The organism is Phaeacidiphilus oryzae TH49, assembly GCF_000744815.1.
Classification (GTDB): Bacteria; Actinomycetota; Actinomycetes; order Streptomycetales; family Streptomycetaceae; genus Phaeacidiphilus; species Phaeacidiphilus oryzae.
In genome coordinates this window covers 5,677,142-5,701,627 of sequence record NZ_JQMQ01000005.1, presented here as the reverse complement: position 1 = coordinate 5,701,627, position 24,486 = coordinate 5,677,142, and the positions used below count along the sequence as shown (strand labels likewise).

General features: G+C 71.1%; 16 protein-coding genes and 1 tRNA gene. 11 read left to right on the top strand and 6 right to left on the bottom strand.

Annotated features, from left to right (window positions below; all coding sequences use genetic code 11):
* Positions 1-184 precede the first annotated feature (184 nt).
* The 6 genes from BS73_RS29135 to BS73_RS29110 all read left to right on the top strand — a co-directional run bounded on the left by BS73_RS29135 (position 185) and on the right by BS73_RS29110 (position 6,834).
* Complete coding sequence (locus tag BS73_RS29135) at positions 185-655, top strand: PaaI family thioesterase (protein WP_051941053.1); 471 nt, start codon at positions 185-187, stop codon at positions 653-655.
* Between the two features lie 355 nt (positions 656-1,010).
* Positions 1,011-2,264: a branched-chain amino acid ABC transporter substrate-binding protein gene (locus BS73_RS29130; protein ID WP_235215575.1), complete on the top strand. Its 1,254-nt coding sequence runs from the start codon at positions 1,011-1,013 to the stop codon at positions 2,262-2,264.
* A gap of 163 nt (positions 2,265-2,427) precedes the next feature.
* Positions 2,428-3,357 carry a branched-chain amino acid ABC transporter permease gene (locus tag BS73_RS29125; protein ID WP_037577457.1) on the top strand — a complete coding sequence of 310 codons (930 nt, stop codon included), beginning with the start codon at positions 2,428-2,430 and terminating at the stop codon, positions 3,355-3,357.
* 8 nt (positions 3,358-3,365) lie between these two features.
* Positions 3,366-5,219 (top strand): branched-chain amino acid ABC transporter permease, encoded by a 1,854-nt coding sequence (locus BS73_RS29120; protein WP_037577454.1) that lies wholly within the window; start codon positions 3,366-3,368, stop codon positions 5,217-5,219.
* Positions 5,220-5,224: 5 nt separating this feature from the next.
* On the top strand, positions 5,225-6,121 hold the full coding sequence (locus BS73_RS29115; RefSeq protein WP_037577453.1) for an ABC transporter ATP-binding protein: 897 nt from the start codon (positions 5,225-5,227) through the stop codon (positions 6,119-6,121).
* A complete protein-coding gene (locus BS73_RS29110; RefSeq protein ID WP_037577450.1) occupies positions 6,118-6,834 on the top strand; it encodes an ABC transporter ATP-binding protein in 717 nt (238 codons plus the stop codon). Before BS73_RS29115 ends, BS73_RS29110 begins: the two co-directional genes overlap by 4 nt.
* Before the next feature lie 86 nt (positions 6,835-6,920).
* Here BS73_RS29110 and BS73_RS29105 read toward each other — a convergent pair whose 3' ends face one another.
* A complete protein-coding gene (locus BS73_RS29105) occupies positions 6,921-7,556 on the bottom strand; it encodes an ANTAR domain-containing response regulator (protein WP_037577446.1) in 636 nt (211 codons plus the stop codon).
* Positions 7,557-7,652: 96 nt separating this feature from the next.
* On the opposite strand from BS73_RS29105, the gene BS73_RS29100 reads away from it, so the two are divergent.
* Together BS73_RS29100 and BS73_RS29095 are read left to right on the top strand one after the other, a co-directional pair.
* Positions 7,653-7,726, top strand: a tRNA-Leu gene (locus tag BS73_RS29100).
* Positions 7,727-8,040: 314 nt separating this feature from the next.
* Positions 8,041-9,693 (top strand): APC family permease, encoded by a 1,653-nt coding sequence (locus tag BS73_RS29095; protein ID WP_037577443.1) that lies wholly within the window; start codon positions 8,041-8,043, stop codon positions 9,691-9,693.
* Between the two features lie 19 nt (positions 9,694-9,712).
* Here BS73_RS29095 and BS73_RS29090 read toward each other — a convergent pair whose 3' ends face one another.
* From BS73_RS29090 to BS73_RS29080, 3 genes are all read right to left on the bottom strand, one after another.
* Positions 9,713-10,225: a DUF5709 domain-containing protein gene (locus BS73_RS29090; RefSeq protein WP_063837088.1), complete on the bottom strand. Its 513-nt coding sequence runs from the start codon at positions 10,223-10,225 to the stop codon at positions 9,713-9,715.
* A 184-nt stretch (positions 10,226-10,409) separates the two neighbouring features.
* On the bottom strand, positions 10,410-11,849 hold the full coding sequence (gene pyk, locus BS73_RS29085) for a pyruvate kinase (RefSeq protein WP_037577440.1): 1,440 nt from the start codon (positions 11,847-11,849) through the stop codon (positions 10,410-10,412).
* An 86-nt stretch (positions 11,850-11,935) separates the two neighbouring features.
* The gene (locus tag BS73_RS29080; protein ID WP_051941050.1) at positions 11,936-13,009 is read right to left on the bottom strand and encodes an N-acetylmuramoyl-L-alanine amidase; all 1,074 of its coding nucleotides are present in this window, start codon (positions 13,007-13,009) and stop codon (positions 11,936-11,938) included.
* A 159-nt stretch (positions 13,010-13,168) separates the two neighbouring features.
* On the opposite strand from BS73_RS29080, the gene BS73_RS29075 reads away from it, so the two are divergent.
* From BS73_RS29075 to BS73_RS29065, 3 genes are all read left to right on the top strand, one after another.
* Positions 13,169-14,428, top strand: coding sequence for an EfeM/EfeO family lipoprotein (locus BS73_RS29075; protein ID WP_037577438.1), 1,260 nt, complete (start codon positions 13,169-13,171; stop codon positions 14,426-14,428).
* A gap of 134 nt (positions 14,429-14,562) precedes the next feature.
* Positions 14,563-15,819, top strand: coding sequence for an iron uptake transporter deferrochelatase/peroxidase subunit (gene efeB, locus BS73_RS29070; protein ID WP_084704933.1), 1,257 nt, complete (start codon positions 14,563-14,565; stop codon positions 15,817-15,819).
* 199 nt (positions 15,820-16,018) lie between these two features.
* Positions 16,019-17,857, top strand: coding sequence for a phospholipase C (locus BS73_RS29065; RefSeq protein ID WP_051941047.1), 1,839 nt, complete (start codon positions 16,019-16,021; stop codon positions 17,855-17,857).
* Between the two features lie 310 nt (positions 17,858-18,167).
* Here BS73_RS29065 and BS73_RS29060 read toward each other — a convergent pair whose 3' ends face one another.
* The gene (locus BS73_RS29060) at positions 18,168-19,634 is read right to left on the bottom strand and encodes a glutamate synthase subunit beta (protein ID WP_037577435.1); all 1,467 of its coding nucleotides are present in this window, start codon (positions 19,632-19,634) and stop codon (positions 18,168-18,170) included.
* Positions 19,627-24,264: a glutamate synthase large subunit gene (gene gltB / locus BS73_RS29055; protein ID WP_037577432.1), complete on the bottom strand. Its 4,638-nt coding sequence runs from the start codon at positions 24,262-24,264 to the stop codon at positions 19,627-19,629. The genes BS73_RS29060 and gltB overlap by 8 nt, the downstream gene beginning before the upstream one ends.
* Between the last annotated feature and the right edge of the window lie 222 nt (positions 24,265-24,486).

Below are 24,486 nucleotides of genomic sequence, written 5' to 3'. Positions count from 1 at the left end.
TCTCGCGCTACCCGGGAATCCTATGGCCCGGCACCGACAACGGACGAAAACGGCACCTCCTGGTGCGTCCGGGGGCAGGTTCCCGCAGCTCGGCGCCGGTCACGTCGTACGATCAGCCGACAGAAGGCCGGAAAAAGGCCCGGCGAGCAGAGACCTGAACCGGAAGACCAGCGGAGCGCCCCCGATGCCCGAGCAGACCACCCCCGCCACCACGCCCGACACCCCGGGTCTCCCCGCCGAGCTGCTGGAGCGCTTCCCCGAGCTCGGCGACGACCCGGCGACCTACGGCGGCGGCAGGCTGGGCGCCCGCCTCGGCATCCGCCTGGTGGAGGCCTCCCCGGAGCGGGTGGTGGGCACCATGCCGGTGGAGGGCAACACCCAGCCGTACGGGCTGCTGCACGGCGGCGCCTCGGCCGCCCTGGCGGAGACCCTGGGCTCGGTCGGCGCGGCCCTCCACGCGGGCGCCGGCCGGTACGCGGTGGGCGTGGACCTCAACTGCACCCACCACCGCTCGGCCACCTCCGGCACCGTGACCGGAGTGGCCACCGCCGTCTATCGCGGCCGGACCGCCGCCACCTATGAGATCGCGATCACCGACGACCAGGGCCGCCGGATCACCAGCTGCCGGCTCACCTGCATGCTGCGGGACAGCTGACGGCAGCTCAGCGTGCCCGCCCCGGCACTCCGGGGCGGGCGAATGCGCAGTTGACGGGGGGCCACGCGGCTTTACCCGAAAAAGGCGTGACGTTCCGTAACACGACGGCAATCCACTGCGCGATTTCCTCTGCTCCAGTTCGAGCCGCATCCGCATTCACGCTGGACATCGCGCAACCTCAAATTTTCCTCAGGGCATAACAACCCCATCACAGCAGGGTCATTGGGCCTGCCCGGCTTCCATCAACGGGCTTAAAGTCACGGCCAGTCACCACGCCGGACGGACCGTCGGATCATCGGATCACGAGATCCGACGAGATCAACGAGATCGCAGCCGGCCGAGGAAAGGACTGAACGTGCGCCATCGCTATCTGCTCGCCACGGGAGCCGTGCTGGCGGCCGGCACTCTCACACTCACCGCCTGCGGGTCCCGCAACAACGGCAACGGAGGCGGAGGCGGCAGCTCCTCCTCCGGGAACACCGTCACCATCGGTGTGGACGCCCCGCTCTCCGGTCAGAACTCCGCCACCGGTCTCGGCATCCAGTACGGCGTGAAGATCGCCGTCGACCAGGCCAATGCCGACCACACCGTCCCCGGCGTCACCTTCAAGCTGGAGGCCAAGGACGACCAGGCCCAGCCCGCCACCGGACAGCAGAACGCGACCGCACTGGTCGCCGACAACTCCGTGGTGGGCACGGTGGGGCCGCTCAACTCCAGTGTGGCGCAGTCGATGCAGCAGGTCTTCGCGGCAGCGAACATGGTCGAGATCTCGCCCTCCAACACCAACCCGGCACTGACCCTGGGCGCGAACTGGCAGCAGGGCGCCAGTGCCTACAAGCGGACCTACAACACCTACTTCCGCACCGCCACGACGGACATCCTGCAGGGCGCCTACGCGGCCCAGTACGCGTACCAGACCGGCCACCGCAAGGTCTTCGTCGTCGACGACCAGCAGACCTACGGCAAGGGCCTGGCGACGATCTTCGGCCAGGACTTCAAGAAGCGCGGCGGCACAGTGGTCGGCACCGACCACGTCACCGCCAACCCGCCGCAGACGGACTTCTCCTCGCTGGTGTCCAAGATCAAGGCCTCTGGCGCGGACATGCTGTACTACGGCGGCCAGTACGACCAGTCCGAGCTGATCACCAAGCAGATGAAGAACGCGGGCGTGAAGATCCCGCTCTTCGGCGGCGACGGCATGTTCTCCGACACCTATATCAAGGTCGCCGGAACCACCGCCGAGGGCGACCTCGCCACCTCGGTCGGCCAGCCGCTGGACACCGTGCCCACCGCCAAGGACTTCATCGCCACCTACAAGTCCAAGAACTACCCCGGCGACTACGGCACCTACGGCGGCTACTCCTACGACGCCGCCAACGCGATCATCAACTCGGTGAAGTCCGTGGTGGCTGCGAACAACGGCAAGCTCCCCAGCATGACCGACCTCCGCTCCAAGGTCGTCCAGGGCGTGCAGGCCGCGAACTTCGACGGCATCAGCGGCCACGTCTCCTTCGACAAGTACGGCGACACCACCAACAAGCAGCTGACGGTGTACCAGGTCAAGAACGGCAAGTGGGTCGCGGTCAAGACCGGCAACTACACCGGCTGAGCCGCCCCGGCGGCGCCGCCGCCCGGCCGGCCCCGGCCGGCACCCACGCACAGCCCCGGGCCGCGCGGAAAAACCGACCTCCGCGCGGCCCGGCGCACTTCCGACACCGGCGCACCTCGGCGCGGGCGACCGCGCCGCGCACCCGACCACTGGAGGCCCTGCGGTGCACACCCTGCCGCAACAGCTGGCCAACGGGCTGTTCCTCGGCTCCATGTACGGCCTGATCGCCATCGGCTACACGATGGTCTACGGCATCGTCCAGCTCATCAACTTCGCCCACGGCGAGATCTTCATGACGGGCGGCTTCGGCGCCCTCACCGTCTACCTCAACCTTCCCCCGCACACCAGCTTCTGGGTCGCCATCCCGCTGATGCTGTTCGGCGGGGCCATCGTCTCCGTCGTCATCGCCCTGCTCGCCGAGCGCTTCGCCTACCGGCCGCTCCGCGGTGCACCCCGGCTCGCGCCTCTGATCACGGCCATCGGCCTCTCCCTGGCCCTCCAGGAACTCGTCCGCAACCTCTACCCCGGTGCCACCAGTGCCCGGGTCTTCCCCGAGATCCCGGCCGGCCCGTGGAAACTCGGCTCGATCAACATCCAGGCCGGCAACATCTTCGTGCTGGTGTCGGCGATCGTCTGCATGAGCGGTCTCGCCTGGTTCGTCCGCCGCACCCGCACCGGCCGCGCCATGCAGGCCACCGCCCAGGACCCGGACACCGCCCAGCTGATGGGCATCAACATCAACCGGATCATCGCCGCCGCGTTCGCCATCGGCGCCCTCTTCGCCGCCGTCGCGGCGGTCGGCTACGGCCTGCAGTACGGCCAGGTCATGTACAACATGGGCTTCGACGCCGGGCTCAAGGCCTTCACCGCGGCCGTCCTCGGCGGCATCGGCAACATCTACGGGGCCATGCTCGGCGGGCTGGTCCTCGGCATCGCCGAGACGCTGGCCACCGCCTATGTGGCCAACATCCCCGGGATGCACCAGTTCGGCGGCAGCAGCTGGGCCAACGTGTGGGCGTTCGTCCTCCTCATCCTGGTGCTGCTGCTGCGGCCGCAGGGCCTCCTCGGCGAACGCGTAGCGGACAGGGCGTGAGGGACACCATGACCGACATCAACGCCACCGACGCCACCACCGCCGCCCCGGCCGCCGGCGCCCCCGCGCGCCCGGTGCTGCCGCTGCCGCCCTCGGCGGCCCGCGCCATCGCCCTCGTCGGCGCGGTGGCCACGGCCGCCAGCGCCTGGCTCGCCTGGACCTGGACCTCCGCCTTCCCCGGCGACCTGACCGTCAGCGGCTACCCGGGCGGGCTCCAGTGGGAGACCTTCGTCGCCGGTCTGCTCGCCGCCGTCTACGCCCTGGCCGGCTACGGCGGCGGCCGGATCCGCGGACTGGCCTGGCTCAACCCGGCCCGCGGCAACGCCGCCACCCTGCTGCTCGCCACCGGCGCCCTGGCCACCACCTGGTACACCCTGATCGCCATCGCCGCCGAGCTCGGCGGGCTGGCCAACCTGACCGCCGGCGGCTGGGTGGCCGGCGCCGGCAGCCTGGTCTGCTTCCTCGGCGCCCTCGGCCTGCCCGCCTCGGGACGGGTCACGGCGCTCGGCAGCCGCGGCCGCTCGGTGCTCCAGCGGCTCACCGGCCAGACGGTGCGGCCGGCGGCCGCACGCCCGCTGCCGACCGCCGCCGAGTACCTGATCATCCTGGTGATGATCGCCCTCGCCCTGCTGCTCTTCGCCTACGGGATCGACACCTCGTACGGAGAGCTCTTCGTGGGCTTCCTGATCACCGTGGCGTTCGCCGTCTGGGCCCTCAACTCGGCGGGCCTGACCTCCCGTTGGCACGACCTCTACGGCCGCCACCAGGCCTGGACGCTGGCCCTCTGCGCGCTGGCCGCGGTGGCCTTCCCGTTCACCCAGAACAACGACCACGACGCCAACGTCGGGGTGAACATCCTGATCTTCGCCACGGTGGCGCTCGGCCTGAACATCGTGGTCGGCCTCACCGGCCTCCTCGACCTCGGCTACGTCGCCTTCCTCGGCGTCGGCGCCTACGCCGCCGCCCTGGTCTCCGGCTCGCCGTACTCCTCGATCCACGGCACCACCTTTCCGTTCTGGGCGGCCGCCCTCACCGGGGCCGCCGCCTCGCTGCTCTTCGGCGTGCTGATCGGCGCGCCCACGCTGCGGCTCCGCGGCGACTATCTGGCCATCGTCACCCTGGGCTTCGGCGAGATCTTCCGGATCACCGTGCAGAACCTGGACGGCACCTCGGGTCCGGACGTCACCAACGGCCCGAACGGCATTCCGCAGATCCCCGACCTCAGCATCTTCGGCTTCAACCTCGGCATGCCGCACCAGATCGGGTCGTTCACCCTCGGCCGGTTCGCCAACTACTACCTGCTGATGGTCCTCGCCACGGTGTTCGTGATCGCGGTCTTCAGCCGGGCCGCCAACTCCCGGATCGGCCGCGCCTGGGTGGCCATCCGCGAGGACGAGACGGCCGCGCTGGCGATGGGCATCAACGGCTTCCGGGTCAAGCTCACCGCCTTCGCCCTGGGCGCCTGCCTGGCCGGGCTGGCCGGCACGGTCAGCGCCCATGTGACATACAACGTGGTGCCCGACCCCTACCAGTTCGCCGGCCCGGTCGCGCCCAACTCGGCGTTCCTGCTGGCCGCGGTGGTGCTCGGCGGCATGGGCACGATCGGCGGCCCGGTGCTCGGCGCCGCCCTCCTCTACCTGATCCCGGAGAAGCTCCAGTTCCTCCAGGACTACAAGCTGCTGGCGTTCGGCCTGGCCCTGGTCCTGATCATGCGGTTCCGGCCGGAGGGCATCATCGCCAACCGCCGCCGCCAGCTGGAGTTCCACGAGTCCGGGGCACCGCCCGTGACGGCCGCGGCGCTGCCCGCGCAGCCCGCCGCCGCGACCCCCGCCCCCGACGACCCGACCCCCGCGGGAGCGTGACCCCGATGACGACTCCCACCTCCGCCCCGGCGCCCTCGGAGACCCCGGCCACCGGGCCGCTCCTCGAGGCCGACCACGTCACCATGCGGTTCGGCGGACTCACCGCCGTCAACGACGTCAGCCTCGGCGTCCGGCCCGGTGAGATCCTCGGCCTGATCGGACCCAACGGCGCCGGCAAGACCACCTTCTTCAACTGCCTGACCGGCCTCTACGTCCCCACCGAGGGACGGGTCAGCTACCGCGGGCGGACCCTGCCGCCCAAGCCCTTCAAGGTCACCCAGGCCGGGATCGCCCGCACCTTCCAGAACATCCGGCTCTTCAACAACATGACGGTACTGGAGAACGTCCTGGTCGGCCGGCACACCCGGACCCGCGAGGGGCTCTTCTCCGCCCTGGTGCGGGGCCCCGGCTACCGCCGCGCGGAACGCGAGTCCCGGCGGCACGCCATGGAGATCCTGGAGTTCGTCGGCCTGGAGGCCAAGGCCGAGCACCTGGCCCGCAACCTCCCCTACGGCGAGCAGCGGAAGCTGGAGATCGCCCGGGCGCTGGCCAGCGAGCCCGGACTGCTGCTCCTCGACGAGCCCACCGCCGGGATGAACCCGCAGGAGACCCGGGCCACCGAGGAGCTGGTCTTCGCGATCCGCGCCCGCGGCATCGCGGTCCTCGTCATCGAGCACGACATGCGCTTCATCTTCAACCTCTGCGACCGCGTCGCCGTCCTCGTCCAGGGCCAACTGCTGGTCGAGGGCAGCTCGGAGACCGTCCAGGCGGACGAGCGGGTCATCGCCGCCTACCTGGGCACCCCGTACGAGGGCGCTCCCCCCGACGAGGCCGAGGCCGAGGTGGTGGCCGCGGAACGCGCCCAGAACGCCGAGGGGACCACCGAGGAGGAGGCCTCATGACCGCCCTGCTCGAAGTCGAGGACCTGCACGTCGCCTACGGCCAGATCGAGGCCGTCAAGGGGATCTCGTTCAGCGTGGACGCCGGCCAGGTGGTCACCCTGATCGGCACCAACGGCGCCGGCAAGACGACCACCCTGCGCACCCTCTCCGGGCTGCTCAAGCCGATCGCCGGACGGATCCGGTTCGAGGGCCGCGAGCTGGTCGGCGTCCCGGCGCACCGGATCGTCGAGCTCGGCCTGGCCCACTCCCCCGAGGGGCGGCACATCTTCCCCCGGATGACCATCGAGGAGAACCTGCTGCTGGGAGCGTTCCTGCGGCGCGACGCCGACGGCATCCAGAAGGACGTGGAGCGGGCCTACAACCTCTTCCCGATCCTCGGCGAGCGCCGCAGGCAGGCCGCGGGCACCCTCTCCGGCGGCGAGCAGCAGATGCTCGCCATGGGCAGGGCGCTGATGTCCCGGCCCAAGCTGCTGATGCTCGACGAGCCCTCGATGGGGCTCTCGCCGATCATGATGCAGAAGATCATGGAGACCATCGTGGAGCTGCGCTCCGGCGGGACCACGATCCTGCTGGTGGAGCAGAACGCCCAGGCCGCGCTGTCGCTGGCGAACACCGGCCATGTGATGGAGACCGGGCGGATCGTCCTCTCCGGCTCCGGCGCGAACCTCCTGGAGGACGAGTCGGTCCGCAAGGCCTACCTCGGCGAGGACTGACCCCGGCCGATCCCCTTACACGGAAGGGGCGCCGCCTGACTGCTCGTCAGGCGGCGCCCCTTCCGGCGCAGCGGGATCGGCCGGGGTCAGGACTTCTTCTTGGCGTCCTGCGCCTCGCCCTCCTCGATGACCGCCTCGGCGACGGCCTTCATCGTCATCCGGCGGTCCATCGAGGTCTTCTGGATCCAGCGGAAGGCGTCCGGCTCGCTCAGGCCGAACTTGGTCTGCAGGACGCTCTTCGCACGGTCGACCAGCTTCCGGGTCTCCAGCCGCAGATTGAGGTCCGAGACCTCGTCCTCCAGCAGCCGGATCTCGCTGTACCGGGAGGTGGCCATCTCGATCGCGGGGACCAGGTCGGTCTTGCTGAAAGGCTTCACCACATAGGCCATCGCGCCGGCGTCCCGGGCCCGCTCCACCAGCTCGCGCTGCGAGAAGGCGGTGAGCATCAGGGTCGGTGCGATCCGCGCCTCATGGATCTGCTCGGCCGCGGAAAGCCCGTCCAGCACGGGCATCTTGACGTCCAGGATCACCAGGTCGGGCTTCAGCTCCTCGGCCAGCCTGACCGCGGTCTCCCCGTCGCCGGCCTCGCCGACCACGGTGTAGCCCTCCTCCTCCAGCATCTCCTTGAGATCAAGGCGGATCAGCGCCTCGTCCTCGGCGATGACGACGCGCGTGGTCTCCGTGCTGACTTCCTGCTGCGGCTGCTCGTCGGCGGCGCTCACGGGGCTCCTCGTTCCAGGGGTCTACGTGCAAGAGGCTACCTGGACACGGTATGTTTGAGGCGCGCCGGGCCCCGACTCGCCTTCAAAGTCAAGCCCGCCCTAGTACTCCAACCGGCAGAGAGAGCGGTCTCAAACACCGTACAGTGTGGGTTCGAATCCCACCTAGGGCACTTTGCCTTCAATTCCAAGGTTGCCTTTCGCTCGGCGATCTTCGTCACCTCAGGTGAACCACTTCCTTTCACCGCAGGCCGGAGCCCGACTTCTTCCCCGCCTCCCCGTGCCGCTTTTCCCGGCCGCCCGCAAAGCGGACATTCACGGCTGCCCCTGGCATGATCACGGCTGTAATCGCATGAATACATACAGTCAGTACATAACTATTCAGTAATCGACTCTTCGCATCGTCTTGTCGCGGCCCTAACATGTGGCCACTTCAACAGCGTTAACGCATGACCTACGCGCACGACGAAAAACGAGAGGCCTCCCCATGGCAGGAGTCGACCAACTCTCCGCCGGCAGCGGCACCGGTACAGCCGGTGGCCGCAGCACACTCAGAAGAGATGTCGGCCTGATCGGACTGATGTGGGCCTCAGTGGGCTCGATCATCGGGTCCGGCTGGCTTTACGGTGCGGAGAAGGCGGTGGTCGCGGCCGGTCCCGCGGCGATCATCTCCTGGATCATCGGTGCGATCGCGATCACCCTCCTCGCGCTGGTGCACGCGGAGCTCGGCGGCATGTTCCCGGTCGCCGGCGGCACCGCGCGCTACCCGCACTACGCCTTCGGCGGCTTCGCCGGCATGTCCTTCGGCTGGTTCTCCTGGCTGCAGGCGGCGACCGTGGCCCCGATCGAGGTCGAGGCGATGATCGGCTACGCCGGTCACTGGAACTTCGCCAAGGGCTTCCTCCACGCCGACGGAACCCTGACCGTCTCCGGGTTCTTCGTGGCCGTGCTGCTGATGGCCGTCTTCGTGGCGATCAACTTCCTGGGCGTGCGCGTGATGGCGCACACCAACTCGGCCGCCACCTGGTGGAAGATCGCCGTCCCGCTGGCGACCATCTTCATCATCGCGGTGACCAACTTCCACGGCGGCAACTTCACCGCGGGCGGCGGCTTCGCCCCCTTCGGCGCCAAGGGCGTCCTCTCCGCGATCTCGACCTCCGGCATCATCTTCGCGCTGCTCGGCTTCGAGCAGGCGATCCAGCTGGCCGGTGAGAGCAAGAACCCCAAGCGCGACCTGCCCCGGGCGACCATCGGCTCGGTGGCCATCGGCGCCCTGATCTACACCGCCCTGCAGGTCTTCTACATCGGCGCGCTGCCCAAGATGGCCTTCGTCCACGGCTGGGCGAACCTGGCGTACAAGGGCATCGAGGGTCCGTGGGCGGGCCTCGCCGTGCTGGTCGGCCTCGGCTGGCTGGGCTGGGTGCTCTACGTCGACGCGGTGGTCTCCCCCGGCGGCACCGGCCTCATCTACACCGCCTCGACCTCCCGGATCTCCTACGGCCTGGCCCGCAACGGCTACGCGCCGCGGGTCTTCGAGTCCACCGACAAGCGCGGCGTGCCGTGGTTCGGCGTGCTGGTCTCCTTCATCACCGGCGTGATCTGCTTCCTGCCCTTCCCGAGCTGGCAGCAGCTGGTCTCCTTCATCACCTCGGCGAGCGTCCTGATGTACGCCGGCGCCCCGCTGGCCTACGGCGTCTTCAGCAAGCAGCTGGAGGGCCGCGAGCGGCCGTACCGCCTGCCCGGCGGCAAGATCATCTCGCCGATCTCCTTCGCCATCGCCAGCCTGGTCATCTACTGGGCCGGCTGGGACATCCTGTGGCGCCTCGGCCTGGCGATCCTGCTGGGCTACGCCCTGCTGGGCTCGTACGCGGCCTACGCGACCAAGAAGGAGCTGCCGAACGCGCCCAAGCTGAACTGGCGGGCCGCCCAGTGGCTGCCGGTCTACCTGATCGGGCTGGGGATCATCTCCTGGCAGGGCGGCTTCGGCGGCGCCGGCAACCTGCCGCTGTGGTGGGACATCGCCCTGATCGTCGTCTTCTCGCTCGGCGTCTACTACTGGGCCCGCTCGGTCTCGCTGGGGGCCGAGGAGATCGAGGAGCAGATCTCCGACGTCGAGGTCGTGGAGAACGTCGGACACTGACACCGGGCGGCGTCAGCCGTCAGGTCTCCGTCTCCCAAGGCCGGTCGAGCGTCTCCGGGTCATCCGGGCCGCTCGGCCGGTCTCCGCGTTCGTAGGCCCCGAAGTCCTCGATCACGTCGGCGTCCTGGATGACGTGGACGGCGGCCTCCTCGGCCCCCGCCGCGCCGCCGTCGATGCCCTGGTCGTAGGCGTAGGTCTCGGGCTGCTCGACTCCGCGGCAGCCCTCGTCGGCGGCGGTCAGCCGGCCGGCGCGGGGGTCGGGACCGTCCGCCCACTCGTCGGAGACCGGGGCCTCGCCGTCGGAGCCGACGTCCGGCTCCTCCTGGGCGAGCTGCTCGTCCAGGGACTGGAACTGCGTGTCGTCGGTGGGCGGGGACCAGCGGTCGGCGGCGATGTAGCCGGTGTCCAGCGGGTCGTCGCCGAGCCGGTCGGAGATCAGCGTGTCGGCGGTGTCCAACTGGTCGGTGGCCTCTTGTTCACGCAGTTCGCCCACGTCGGCGGCGAACTCGTCGAACTCCTCGGGTCCGCTCATGGCCTCGTTCCTTCCGGTCCGGCGCGGCATCGGACCGCGCGAGCGGCCGTCCCTGCGCCCGCCTCCACGCTACGACTCCCGGCCCCGCCAGGCAGCCCGTACGGCGCCGAAGGCGGGTGGGGGCGGCCGCAGGCGCGAGGAGGGGCGCCTGCGGCGCGGCGGGGCGCCGGGGGGAATCCACCCACTAGCCCCGGTGGGGGGCGTCGTCCTCGCCCACGTGGTGGACCCGGACCAGGTTGGTGGATCCGGCCAGGCCGGGCGGGGAGCCCGCGGTGATGACCACGATGTCGCCCTTGCGGCAGCGCCCCAGCTTCAGCAGCTGCCGGTCGACCTGGTCGACCATCTCGTCCGTGTTCTCGGCGAACGGGCCGATGAAGGTCTCCACCCCCCAGGTCAGCGCCAGCTGGCTGCGCACCGCCGGCTCGTAGGTGAAGGCGAGCACCGGGATCGGCGAGCGGTAGCGGGTCAGCCGGCGCGCGGTGTCCCCGGACTGGGTGAAGGCGACCAGGTACTTGGCCCCCAGGAAGTCCCCGATCTCGGCGGCGGCCCTGGCCACCGCCCCGCCCTGGGTGCGCGGCTTGCTCGCCTCGGTCAGCGGCGGCAGGCCGTTCGCCAGGTCCTCCTGTTCGGCGGCCTCGACGATGCGGGCCATGGTCCGCACGGTCTCGGTGGGGTGCTTGCCGACGGAGGTCTCCCCGGACAGCATCACCGCGTCGGTGCCGTCCAGGACGGCGTTGGCGACGTCGGAGGCCTCGGCGCGGGTGGGCCGGGAGGCGTTGATCATCGAGTCCAGCATCTGGGTGGCGACGATGACCGGCTTGGCGTTGCGCCGGCACAGGCTGACGGCACGCTTCTGCACCAGCGGGACCTGCTCAAGCGGCATCTCCACGCCCAGGTCGCCGCGGGCGACCATGACGCCGTCGAAGGCGTCCACGATCTCCGCCAGGTTCCGCACCGCCTGCGGCTTCTCGACCTTGGCGATGACCGGGACCCGGCGGTCCTCCTCGGCCATTATCCGCAGGACGTCCTCGACGTCGGCGCCGCTGCGGACGAAGGAGAGGGCGATCAGGTCCGCCCCGATGCGGAGCGCCCAGCGCAGGTCGGCGACGTCCTTGTCGCTGAGCGCGGGCACGGAGACGGCCACTCCGGGGAGGTTGAGGCCCTTGTGGTCGGAGACCATGCCGCCCTCGGTGACCAGGCAGCGGACCCGCGGCCCGTCCACCTCGGTGACCTGGAGGCCGACCCTGCCGTCGTCGACGAGGATCCGCTCGCCCGGGGCGAGGTCGTCGGCGAGGCCCTTGTAGGTGGTACCGCAGATGTGCCGGTCCCCGGGCACATCCTCGGTGGTGACGGTGAACTCGTCGCCGCGTTCGAGGAGGACGGGGCCCTCGGCGAAGGTCTCCAGGCGGATCTTCGGGCCCTGGAGGTCGGCGAGGACTCCCACACTGCGGCCGGTCTCGTCCGCGGCCTTGCGGACCCGGCGGTAGCGCTCCTCGTGTTCGGCGTACGAGCCGTGGCTCAGGTTGAATCGGGCGACGTCCATTCCGGCCTCGACCAGAGCCTTGATCTGGTCATAGCCGTCGGTGGCCGGCCCGAGAGTACAGACGATCTTTGCTCGGCGCATGGCACGAGCCTATTCGGTACCCCCGGGTAGCGAGGAAAGCCCAGGTGAATCTGGGTGGTCGTCAACTGTTCGAGGCAGTCGGTGAGTTAGGGGCCGGCGGGGATTTCGAACAGTTCCGCCTCGGCCGCGCGGACATAGCCGATCCGGTGCCCGGTCTGCACGATCAGCCAGCGCCGAGCGGCCGTCTCCGGATCCCGGACGACGGCCCGGTCGGCCGGCCGGTCGCCGGGGGCGTACAGATGCACGGCCGGCGCGAAACCGCCGTGGGCGTACGCCTGGTGGGGGGCGAGCCGGAAGGGCAGCGGCACCGCCTCGGGACGCGGGACGCCGGGCGGGAAGCACTCGGGAGCGGGCAGCGGCCGGCCGAAGACCTGGATCGGCCGGTCGCCGCGCGGGCGGAGGAGGCCGCCCGCCGCGGGGAGGGCGGCCGGGTCGTGGCCGGGGTCGTACAGCCAGGCCCGGGAGCCCTCGTACCAGAGCGCGGTCCACTCCCCCGCACGCTCGACGAGGGCGAACCGCTGCCCTGCGGAGACCGCCCCCGCGATGGGTGACGACCCGTCAGGATCCTTGTGGAGAACGGAGTTGTGGGCGATCTCGCGAAGCGGTGAGCCGGGTTCCGCGGTGGGCACGACCGGGCGGCCGAGCAGCTCCAGGAGGCGCGCCCAGTCCCAGAGCGGCCCGGGGTCGACGTGCATTCCGGCGAGGTGGGCGGGGGTGGGGGCCGGCACGTTGTCGTGGCCGAGGAGGTGGAAGCGGTCCAGCGGGATGCCGTAGCGGGCGGCGAGTCCGCCGATCAGGGCGGCCGAGGCGCGGTACATCGCGTCCGTGTACCAGGTGTGCCCGGCGTCCGCGTAGCCCTCGTGCTCGATGCCGAGGGAGTGCTGGTTGACGTACCAGTTGCCGGCGTGCCGGGCGACGTGGCGGTCCGGGACGAGCTGGGTGAGCGCCCCGTCCTGGGAGCGGATCAGGTAGTGGGCGGAGACCCGGGAGGCGGGGTCGGTGAAGATCCGCAGGGTGTCGGCGTGGGTCTCCTCGGTGTCGTGGAGGACGAGGGTGGTGAGCGGCAGGTCGGTCGGCCGGTCGGCGAGGTCGTAGGTGGCGGGGTGGGCCGGGTGCTGAGCGGGGCGCTGGGCCGGATGCTGGGCGGGCGTGCTGGTCACGCTCGCATGGTGCCAGGTCGCGAGGGTAGCGCGACCGGTTTGTCCGGATCTGTTCGTCGGGGTGGGTAAGCCCGGGTGAATTCGCGGCGAACTTCCCCGCCGGGCGCGGCCGGCGGCGGCCGCGGGAAGTGAGGCACGCCTAACATCGGCGCCGTACCGATGACCGGAAAAGCACAGGAGGGCGACGCGGTGCGACCGGGAACCGTGCGCGGCCGGGTGGCGGGGTCCGCGCTCGTACTGGCGCTGCTGGCGGCCGGCGCGGCCGGCTGCGGCTCGTTCGGCGGACATCGGCCGGCCGCCGCCGGGCCGGCCGCCGACTCGTACGCCAAGGCCGGGGTGGCCGACCACACCGTGGAGGTCTCGCCGAGCGCCTGCGGGCGGGGCTGGACCGATCCCCGCCCCGGGCTCCAGCTGTTCACCGCGCACAACTCCGACGCCAACCCCGAGGACCTCTATCTGGAGCGGGCCTCGGACGCCGCGGTGCTGGGCGAGCTGGAGGGGCTGGGCCCCGGGGCGAGCGCCGTGCTGAGCGTCCGGCTGCCCGCGGGCTCGTACCGCTTCCGCTGCCTGCCGGCGGACGCGGACGCGGTGCTGGGCCCGGTGGTGAAGGTGCCGGGGACGAGCGGCGACGGCACCGCGGGATCGGCCCCCGCGGTGGCCCCGGTGACCCAGCAGGACCTGATCGCGCCCACCCTCGCCTACCAGCACTGGGTCGCCTCCCGGCTGCCGCTGCTGCTGCGGCAGGTGACCGCGCTCCAGTCGGCGATCGACTCCGGCGACCTGGCGGGGGCGCGCGCCGCCTGGCTGCCCGCGCATCTCGGCTACGAGCGCCTGGGCGCGGCGTACGGCGCCTTCGGCGCGCTGGACAGTGCCATCGACGGCACCGCCGCCGGCCTCCCCAAGGGCACCTCGGACAGCGGCTTCACCGGTTTCCACCGCATCGAGTACGGCCTCTGGCACGGCCAGCCGGCCGCCGGACTGCGCGGGGCGGCGGCGCGGCTGGTCGCCGACGTGCGGCAGCTCCAGCGGCACTGGGCGACCACCCGGATGGACCCCCAGGTGCTGGGCGTCCGGGCGCACGAGATCACCGAGAACACCATCCGCTTCGAACTCACCGGCCGCACCGACTACGGCTCGCACAGCAATCTGGCCACCGCACGGGCCAACCTGGACGGCACGGCGGAGGCGCTGGCGGTGCTCAAGCCGGTGCTCAGCACCCGGATGGCGGCCGAACTGCCGGGCATCGAGGCGGCACTGGCCCGCGCGCGGGCCGCACTGCCGAGCGGGAACACCGCGGCATCCACCGCGCTCAGCGATCTGACGCAGCGTCAGCGCGAGTCGCTGAACGCCGCCTTCGGCGACCTGGTCGAGCGCCTCGCCGCGGTGGCCGCGGTCTGCGACATACGGAGGACGACGTGAGCGACGTGAGCGACCTGGGCGAGGGCCGCGAGGGCCGCGACGGCCGCGTCATCGGCGACGGCAGAGACGCCAGCGACCGCGGTGACATCGGCGACCGCGGCAACGGCAACGACCGCAGCGCAGCCCGCGGCCGGCTGCCCCGCCGCCGCCTGCTGCGCGGCGCCCTGACCACCGCGGCCGCGGCCGCCGCGGCCGGCGGCGTCGGCCTGCTGGCCGGCGAGTCGCAGGCGCAGGCGACCCAGGCGGACGAGAAGGCCCGAGCGGCCGCCCCGGGCGCGGCGGCCGGCGCCGCGGCATACCCCTTCCACGGCGCGCACCAGGCCGGGATCACCACCCCGAAGCAGTCCGCCGCGGCCTTCGTCTCCTTCGACCTGACCGCCACCGGCCGCGCCGAACTCACCGACCTCCTCAAGACCCTGACGCAGCGGCTGCGCTTCCTCAGCACCGGCGGCCTGCCCGACCCGCTGGGCATCGGCGCTCCCCCGCCCGACTCCGGGCTGCTCGGCCCGGTCGTCCCGGCGGACGGCCTGACCGCCACCGTCGCCCTGGGCTCCTCGGTCTTCGACGGCCGCTACGGCCTGTCCGGGCGGGCCCCGCACCGGCTGCGCCCGATGGACACCTTCCCGGACGACGACCTCGACCCCGCCTGGTGCCACGGCGACCTGCTCCTCCAGCTCTGCGCCCACCACCCGGACACCGTCAGCCACGCGCTGCGCGACCTGGCCCGGCACACCCGCGGCGGGATGCAGGTCCGCTGGCGGGTGGACGGCTTCAACTCCCCGCCCCGCCCGTCCGGTACGCCCCGCAACCTCTTCGGCTTCCGGGACGGCACGGCCAACCCGGCCACCACCGACGCCCGGCTGATGAGCGACCTGATCTGGGTCGGCCGCGGCCAGGGCGAGCCCTCCTGGGCGGTCGGCGGCAGCTATCTGGCGGTCCGCCTGATCAAGATGCTGGTCGAGTTCTGGGACCGGGTGACCATCTCCGAGCAGGAGCGGATGTTCGGCCGCCGCCGGGACAGCGGGGCCCCGCTGGACGGCTCGGCCGAGTTCGACACCCCCGACTACGCGGCCGACCCCACCGGCTCGGTGATCCCGCTGGACGCCCATATGCGGCTGGCCGATCCGCGCACCGCGGCCACCGCCGACTCCCGCTTCCTCCGCCGCGGCTACAACTACGACCGCGGCACGGACGCCAACGGCGACCTCGACATGGGCCTGGTCTTCTGCGCCTACCAGCAGGACCTGGACCGGCAGTTCGTCACCGTCCAGAAGCGCCTGGCCGGCGAGCCGCTGGTGGACTACGTCTCGCCGTACGGCGGCGGCTACTTCTTCGCGCTGCCGGGTGTGGCCGACCGCTCGGACTGGTACGGAAGGGCCCTCCTCACCTGATGAACCGCCGAGTGCATGACACGATGCCAAGCGGACGTCGGCCGTTCACCGCCGCGTCATCCGGGCGGGGATCAGCGCTCGCACACACTGCCTACGCTCCCCGCGGGACGCGCGGGGCCGGTGGTGACCGCATCGGCGCGCGGTGCGTCCGACCGACGACAGCGGCGCCTGACGCGCCGTCAGTGGAGGATCAGAACAGATGACTTCGTCCCGATCCACGTCCAGGACCCCGTCCCGGACACGCCGCCTCGCCCGCGGTGCCGCCGCCTTCACCGCGGTACTGGCCGCGGGTGCGGCCGGCACCTCGGCGGCCTGGGCGGCGGCTCCTGCCGGCGCGCGGCACGGGCACGCGCCCGCCGTCTCGACGGCCACCCCGATCAAGCACCTCGTCGTCCTCTTCGACGAGAACGTCTCCTTCGACCACTACTTCGCGACGTACCCGAAGGCCGCCAACACCGACGGCACCAGGTTCACCGCGAAGCCGGGCACCCCGAAGGCGAACACCGCCGCGAGCGCAGGCCTGCTGAAGAGCAACCCGAACCTCTACAGCCCGCAGCGCCTCTCCCCCTCGCAGGCCATGACCTGCGACCAGAACCACAGCTACGGGCCCGAGCAGAAGGCCTACGACGGCGGCAAGGCCGACCAGTTCGTCCAGAACACCTCGGTCGACAAGTGCTCCGGCGGCCTCTTCGGCGAGCCGGGCCTGGCCATGGACTACTACGACGGCAACTCCGTCACCGCGCTGTGGAACTACGCGCAGCAGTACACGATGTCCGACAACTCGTACGGGTCGACCTACGGCCCGTCCACGCCGGGCGCGCTCAACCTGGTCGCCGGGCAGACCCACGGCGCCGTCTCGGTCTCCTCCACCTCCGGCACCACCGACCCCAAGCAGACCGCGACGCCGGACAGCTCGGTGGTCTCCTCGCCGAACGCCTCGGGCGTGGGCACCATCATCCGCGACCCCGACCCGGCCTACGACGACTGCGCCGACTCGGACCACACCGCGACCAGCAACCTGGCCGCGGTCACCCAGGGCAAGAACATCGGCGACCTCCTCAACCAGCGCAAGGTCACCTGGGGCTGGTTCCAGGGCGGCTTCAAGCCCTCGACCGCCTGGGACGGCAAGTCCGGCGACTACGCCAAGTGCGACACCAGCCACACCAACGTCGGCGGCTCCTCGGTGGTGGACTACAGCCCCCACCACAACCCGTTCGAGTACTACAAGTCGACGTCCAACCCGCACCACCTGCCGCCGTCCAGCACGGCCGCGATCGGCTCCACGGACCAGGCGAACCACCAGTACGACCTGTCCGACTTCAACAAGGCACTGGACGCCGGCCACCTGCCCGCGGTCAGCTTCCTCAAGGCCGGCGCGTACCAGGACGGCCACGCGGGCTACTCGGACCCGACGGACGAGCAGCACTTCCTGGTCGACGAGATCAACGCGCTGCAGAAGTCGCCCGAGTGGTCCTCCACCGCCGTGGTGATCTCCTACGACGACTCCGACGGCTGGTACGACCACGTCTACCACGCGCCGACCAACGGCTCGCAGGACTCCACGCAGGACGCGAGCGGCTGCCAGGCGCAGACCGCGGTGCTGGCCGGCCAGCAGGACCGGTGCGGCCCCGGGCCGCGGCTGCCGCTGCTGGTGATCTCGCCCTACGCGAAGACCGACCACGTGGACCACGGCCTCACCACGCAGTCCTCGATCACCCGGTTCATCGAGGACAACTGGCGGACCGGGCGGATCGGGAACGGCTCCTTCGACGCCACGGCAGGATCGCTGAACTCGGCGTTCGACTTCTCCCACTCGAACAACAAGCGGGTGATCCTCGGCTCTGACGGCTCGGTGAAGTCGATCACCCCGATCGGCCGCACCCCCCACCTGCCGGACGCCTCCGGCGCGGCGATGGACCTGGCCGCCTCCACCACCTCGACCGGCTCCTCCTGGGCCTCCTCCGCCGGCCTCGGCGCGGGCGCGGCGATCGCCGTCGGCGGCGCCCTGTTCCTGGGCATGCGCCGCAGGCGGGGCTAACCGCCCCGGCGCCCCGGTGAGCCCGCAGGGCGAATCAGGGGCGCGGGGAACTGCGCGGCCAACCCATGACGGCGCCGCACCCGGCAACGGCCACTGGGTTGCAACCCAGACTCCGTTGCCGCGTGCGGCGCCGTTTCGCGCTGGGCGCGCAGTTCCCCGCGCCCCTCACTTGCGCCTGCGGCGCCGCGTTCCGGGGCCCGCAGAAAAGGGAACGCCCGCCACCCTGTTCCTGGTCGGGGACCTGGGTGGCGAGCGTTGCTGGCCGGGCCCGGCGGCTCTGGCGGACCCGGCCCCTGTGGGGCAACCCGGCCTAGACCGCCAACGGACGGTCGGTCGGGCGAATGGGGGCGGGCAGCGAGGAGTCCACGGCACCGGTGAGGTACCGGTCCACGGCGGAGGCCGCCGAGCGGCCCTCGGCGATGGCCCAGACGATCAGCGACTGGCCACGACCCGCGTCGCCCGCGACGAAGACGCCGTCCACAGTGGTGGCGTACTTCGAGTCCCGGGCAACATTACCGCGCGGGTCAAGCTCCACGCCCAGCTGCTCCACCAGGCCGTTCTGCTGATCGGTCCCGGTGAAGCCCATCGCCAGCAGCACCAGCTCGGCCGGGATGGCCCGCTCGGTGCCGGCGACCGGCTCGAACTTGCCGTCCTTGAACTCCACCTCGACCAGGTGGAGCTCCTTGACCCGGCCCTCGTCGTCCCCGGTGAAGTGGGTGGTGGAGACCTTGTACAGGCGCTCCCCGCCCTCCTCGTGCGCCGAGGTGACCTTGTACACCATAGGCATCGTCGGCCACGGCTGGTGGGCCGGCCGGTCCTCGCCCGGCTGCGGCATGATCTCCAGCTGGGTGACCGACTTCGCGCCCTGCCGATGGGCGGTGCCCAGGCAGTCCGCGCCGGTGTCGCCGCCGCCGATCACGATGACGTGCTTGTCCCTGGCCGTGATCGGAGCGTCGACGTAGTCGCCCTCCTGCACCTTGTTGGCCAGCGGCAGGTACTCCATCGCCTGGTGGATGCCGTCCAGCTCGCGTCCCGGGACCGGCAGGTCCCGCGCGGTGGTGGCGCCCGCGGCGACCACGATCGCGTCGAACCGGTCGCGCAGCGACTGGGCGGTGACGTCGACGCCCACCTCGACCCCGGTACGGAAGCGGGTGCCCTCCGCGCGCATCTGCTCGATGCGCCGGTTGATGTGCCGCTTCTCCATCTTGAACTCGGGGATGCCGTAGCGCAGCAGCCCGCCGATCCGGTCGGCCCGCTCGTAGACCACCACGGTGTGGCCGGCGCGGGTCAGCTGCTGGGCGGCCGCGAGCCCGGACGGGCCGGAGCCGATGACGGCCACGGTCTTGCCGGAGAGCCGGTCCGGGATCTGCGGGGTGACGGCCCCGGCCTCCCAGGCCTTGTCGATGATGGTGACCTCGACGTTCTTGATGGTCACCGGGTCCTGGTTGATGCCGAGGACGCACGCCGACTCGCACGGGGCCGGGCACAGCCGCCCGGTGAACTCCGGGAAGTTGTTGGTGGCGTGCAGCCGCTCGATCGCGGCCGTCCAGTCCTCCCGCCAGGCCAGGTCGTTCCACTCGGGGATGATGTTCCCGAGCGGGCAGCCGCTGTGGCAGAAGGGGATGCCGCAGTCCATGCAGCGCCCGGCCTGCTTGGTGATGATCGGCAGCAGGCTGCGCTCGACGTAGACCTCCTGCCAGTCCTGGACGCGCTCGGCGACCGGACGGCGCTCGGCCAGCTGCTTCCCGGTGGTCAGGAAGCCCTTGGGGTCAGCCATTTGCCGCCTCCATCATCTTCGCAACGGTCTCGGACTCACTGAGTCCGTCGCGCTCGGCGGCAACCCTGGCGGCGAGCACTGCCTTGTAGTTGGTGGGCATGATCTTGGTGAACCGGGCGACGCCCGTCCCCCAGTCGGCCAGCAGCTCCTCGGCGACCTGCGAACCGGTCTCCTCGAAGTGCTGCTGCACGACCTCGTGCAGCCACTTGCGGTCGGCCTTGTCCGGGGCCTCGATGCCGACCAGCTCGGTGTTCACGTTGGACGGCCGCAGGTCGAGGACGTAGGCCACGCCGCCCGACATGCCGGCGGCGAAGTTGCGCCCGGTCTCGCCGAGCACCACCGCGTGACCTCCGGTCATGTACTCGCAGCCGTGGTCGCCGACGCCCTCGGCGACGACCGTGGCGCCCGAGTTGCGGACGCAGAACCGCTCGCCGACCTTGCCCCGCAGGTGGATCCGGCCGCTGGTGGCGCCGTAGGCGATCACGTTGCCGGCGATGACGTGCTGCGCGGCCTCCTGGCCGAAGGAGGCGTCCGCCTCCCGGGCCGGGCGGACCACCAGGGTGCCGCCGGAGAGGCCCTTGCCGACGTAGTCGTTGGCGTCGCCCTCCAGGCGGAGGGTGATGCCGCGCGGCACGAAGGCGCCGAAGGACTGGCCGGCCGAGCCGGTGAAGGTGATGTCGATGGTGCCGTCCGGCAGCCCGTTGCCGCCGAACCGCTTGGTCACCTCGTGGCCGAGCATGGTGCCGACGGTCCGGTTGACGTTGCGGATCTGCAGCTGGGCGCGGACCGCCTCGGCGTCCTCGGGGGTGGGCGCGGAGAGGGCGTCGGCGCAGAGCCGGATCAGCTCGTTGTCCAGCGCCTTCTCCAGGCCGTGGTCCTGCCCGGTGGTGTTCCGCAGCGAGGCGCCGTCCGGCAGCTCCGGGACGTGCAGCAGCGGGGTGATGTCCAGCCCCGCGGCCTTCCAGTGGTCGATCGCCCGCTCGGCGTCGATCAGCTCGGCGTGGCCGACGGCCTCGTCGATGGACCGGAAGCCCAGCTCCGCGAGGAGCTCGCGGACCTCCTCCGCGATGAACTCGAAGAAGTTCACCACGAACTCGGGCTTGCCGTTGAACCGCTCGCGCAGCACCGGGTTCTGCGTGGCCACGCCCACCGGGCAGGTGTCCAGGTGGCAGACCCGCATCATGATGCAGCCGGAGACCACCAGCGGCGCCGACGCGAAGCCGAACTCCTCGGCGCCCAGCAGGGCGGCGATGACGACGTCCCGGCCGGTCTTCAGCTGGCCGTCGGTCTGCACCACGATCCGGTCCCGCAGCCCGTTGAGCAGCAGGGTCTGCTGGGTCTCGGCCAGGCCGAGCTCCCAGGGGCCGCCCGCGTGCTTCAGCGAGGTGAGCGGGGCGGCGCCGGTGCCGCCGTCGTGGCCGGAGACCAGGACGACGTCCGCGTGCGCCTTGGAGACGCCCGCCGCGACGGTGCCGACGCCGACCTCGGAGACCAGCTTGACGTGGACCCGAGCCGCCGGGTTGGCGTTCTTCAGGTCGTGGATCAGCTGGGCCAGGTCCTCGATCGAGTAGATGTCGTGGTGCGGCGGCGGCGAGATCAGGCCGACGCCGGGCGTCGAGTGCCGGGTCTTGGCCACCCACGGGTAGACCTTGTTCCCGGGCAGCTGGCCGCCCTCGCCGGGCTTGGCGCCCTGCGCCATCTTGATCTGGATGTCGTCCGCGTTGACCAGGTACTCGCTGGTGACGCCGAAGCGGCCGGAGGCGACCTGCTTGATCGCCGAGCGGCGCTCGGGGTCGTACAGCCGCTCCGGGTCCTCGCCGCCCTCACCGGTGTTGGACTTGCCGCCCAGCCGGTTCATCGCGATGGCGAGGTTCTCGTGCGCCTCCTGGGAGATGGAGCCGTACGACATGGCGCCGGTGGAGAACCGCTTGACGATCTCGGAGACCGGCTCGACCTCGTCGATCGGGATCGAGGGGCGCTCACCCTCCTTGAGCCTGAAGAGGCCGCGCAGCGTCATCAACCGCTCGGACTGCTCGTTCACCCGCGACGTGTACTGCTTGAACACGTCGTACCGCTTGGTGCGGGTGGAGTGCTGCAGCCGGAAGACCGTCTCCGGGTCGAAGAGGTGCGGCTCGCCCTCGCGGCGCCACTGGTACTCGCCGCCGATGTCCAGTCGGCGGTGGGCCGCGGAGATGCCGGAGGCCGGGTACGCCTTGGCGTGCCGGGCGGCGGTCTCCTTGGCGATCTCCTCCAGGGTGATGCCGCCGAGCTTGCTAGTCGTGCCGGTGAAGTAGGCGTCGATCAGCTCCTGGGAGAGCCCGATGGCCTCGAAGACCTGGGCTCCGCGGTAGGAGGCGACGGTGGAGATGCCCATCTTGGACATCACCTTGAGGACGCCCTTGCCCAGCGCCTTGATCAGGTTCGCGATCGCCTTCTCGGGCTCCAGGCCCTGCACGAAGGCGCCGTTCCTGGCCAGGTCCTCGACCGACTCCATGGCGAGGTACGGGTTGACCGCGCCCGCACCGAAGCCGATCAGCAGCGCGGTGTGGTGCACCTCGCGGACGTCGCCGGCCTCGACGATCAGGCTGACGTGGGTCCGCTGCTTGGTGCGGATCAGATGGTGGTGGACGGCCGCGGTGAGCAGCAGCGACGGGATCGGCGCATGCTCGGCGTCCGAATGGCGGTCGGAGAGGACCACGATGCGGGCACCGTCGGCGATCGCCGCGTCCGCCTCGGCGCAGATCTCGTCCAGCCGGGCGGCCAGCGCCTCGGCGCCGCCGCCGACCTTGTAGAGGCCGGAGAGGGTGACGGCCTTCAGTCCGGGCTGGTCGCCGTCCGCGTTGATGTGGACCAGCTTGGCCAGCTCGTCGTTGTCGATCACCGGGAAGGGGATCCGGACCGAGCGGCAGGAGGCCGGCTCGGCCTTCAGCAGGTTGCCCTCCGGGCCCAGGTTCGAGCCCAGGGAGGTGACCAGCTCCTCCCGGATCGCGTCCAGCGGCGGGTTGGTGACCTGCGCGAACAGCTGGGTGAAGTAGTCGAAGAGCAGCCGCGGCCGGTCGGAGAGCGCGGCCACCGGGGTGTCCGTGCCCATCGAGCCGATCGGCTCGGCGCCGGCCTTCGCCATCGGGGCCAGGATGACCCGCAGCTCCTCCTCGGTGTAGCCGAAGGTCTGCTGGCGGCGGGTCACCGAGGCGTGGGTGTGGACGATGTGCTCGCGCTCGGGCAGGTCGCCCAGCTTGATCGAGCCGCCGTGCAGCCACTCCTGGTACGGGTGCTCCGCGGCGAGCGCGGACTTGATCTCGTCGTCCTCGACAATGCGGTGCTCGGCGGTGTCGACCAGGAACATCCGTCCCGGCTGGAGGCGGCCCTTGCGGACCACCTTGTCCTGCTCGATGTCGAGGACGCCGACCTCGGAGGAGAGGACGACCAGGCCGTCGTCGGTGACCCAGTAGCGGGCCGGGCGCAGGCCGTTGCGGTCCAGCACGGCACCGATCTGGGTGCCGTCGGTGAAGGTCACACAGGCCGGACCGTCCCAGGGCTCCATCAGGTTGGAGTGGAACTGGTAGAAGGCGCGGCGGGCCGGGTCCATGGTGGCGTGGTTCTCCCACGCCTCCGGGATCATCATCAGCACCGCGTGCGGCAGCGAGCGCCCGCCGAGGTGGAGGAGCTCCAGCACCTCGTCGAAGGAGGCGGAGTCCGAGTGGTCCGGGGTGCAGACCGGGAAGATCCGGTCCAGGTCGCCCGGGATCAGGTCGGTGGCGAGCTGGGACTCGCGGGCCCGCATCCAGTTGCGGTTGCCGCGGACGGTGTTGATCTCACCGTTGTGGGCGACGAACCGGTAGGGGTGGGCCAGCGGCCAGCTCGGGAAGGTGTTGGTGGAGAACCGGGAGTGCACCAGGCCGAGGGCGGAGGCGAAGGTCCGGTCCGAGAGGTCCGGGAAGAACGGCTCCAGCTGGCCGGTGGTCAGCATCCCCTTGTAGACCAGGGTCCGGGAGGAGAGCGACGGGAAGTAGACCCCGGCCTCGCGCTCGGCGCGCTTGCGCACCACGAAGGCGACCCGGTCCAGCTCGACTCCGCTGCGCCCGTCCTTGCGGTCGGCGACGAAGAGCTGGCGGAAGCGCGGCATCACCGAGCGGGCGGTGGCGCCGAGCAGTGCGGGGGCGGTGGGGACCTCGCGCCAGCCGAGGACCTTCAGGCCCTCCTCGACGGCGATCGTCTCGATCTGCGAGACGGCCTCGCCCTCCGCGACGTCGTCGTCGGGGAGGAAGGCGATGCCGACCGCGTACCCGCCCTGCTCGGGGAGGTCGAAGGAGACCTGGCCGCGGAGGAAGGCGTCCGGGATCTGGACGAGGATGCCCGCGCCATCGCCGGAGTCGGGCTCGGCGCCGGTGGCTCCCCGGTGCTCCAGGTTGCGCAGCACCGCCAGGGCCTGCTCGACGATCTTGTGATCAGCCGTGCCGTTCAGCGTCGCCACGAAGCCGACGCCGCAGGCGTCGTGCTCATCACGGGGGTTGTAGAGGCCCTGCTTGGCAGGCCGTCCATCCGCGAGGGCCCGGTAGGGGTTGGCGAACGCCGTTCCCTGGGGCTCATCGGCGGCGGGACGCGAGGACCGCGGAGATGCTGAGCGCATCGGCTCTCCCGTCGTCTTATATGAGCGTCACACTAAATATCGAGTGGATGCGCAACAGGGACGACGTTGGCCCTCTGCGATTTCGTGCAGGTTACATGATGGACGTCTTTCCGGGAAGCGGATTTCCGCGTCCACCATGCGGACTTACCGTGCAGTAGGGCCGTGCCCGGTTCCCCGCCGGCCTGTGCTTGGTCGTCCCCTCGACGTCAGGCTCCGGTGGGA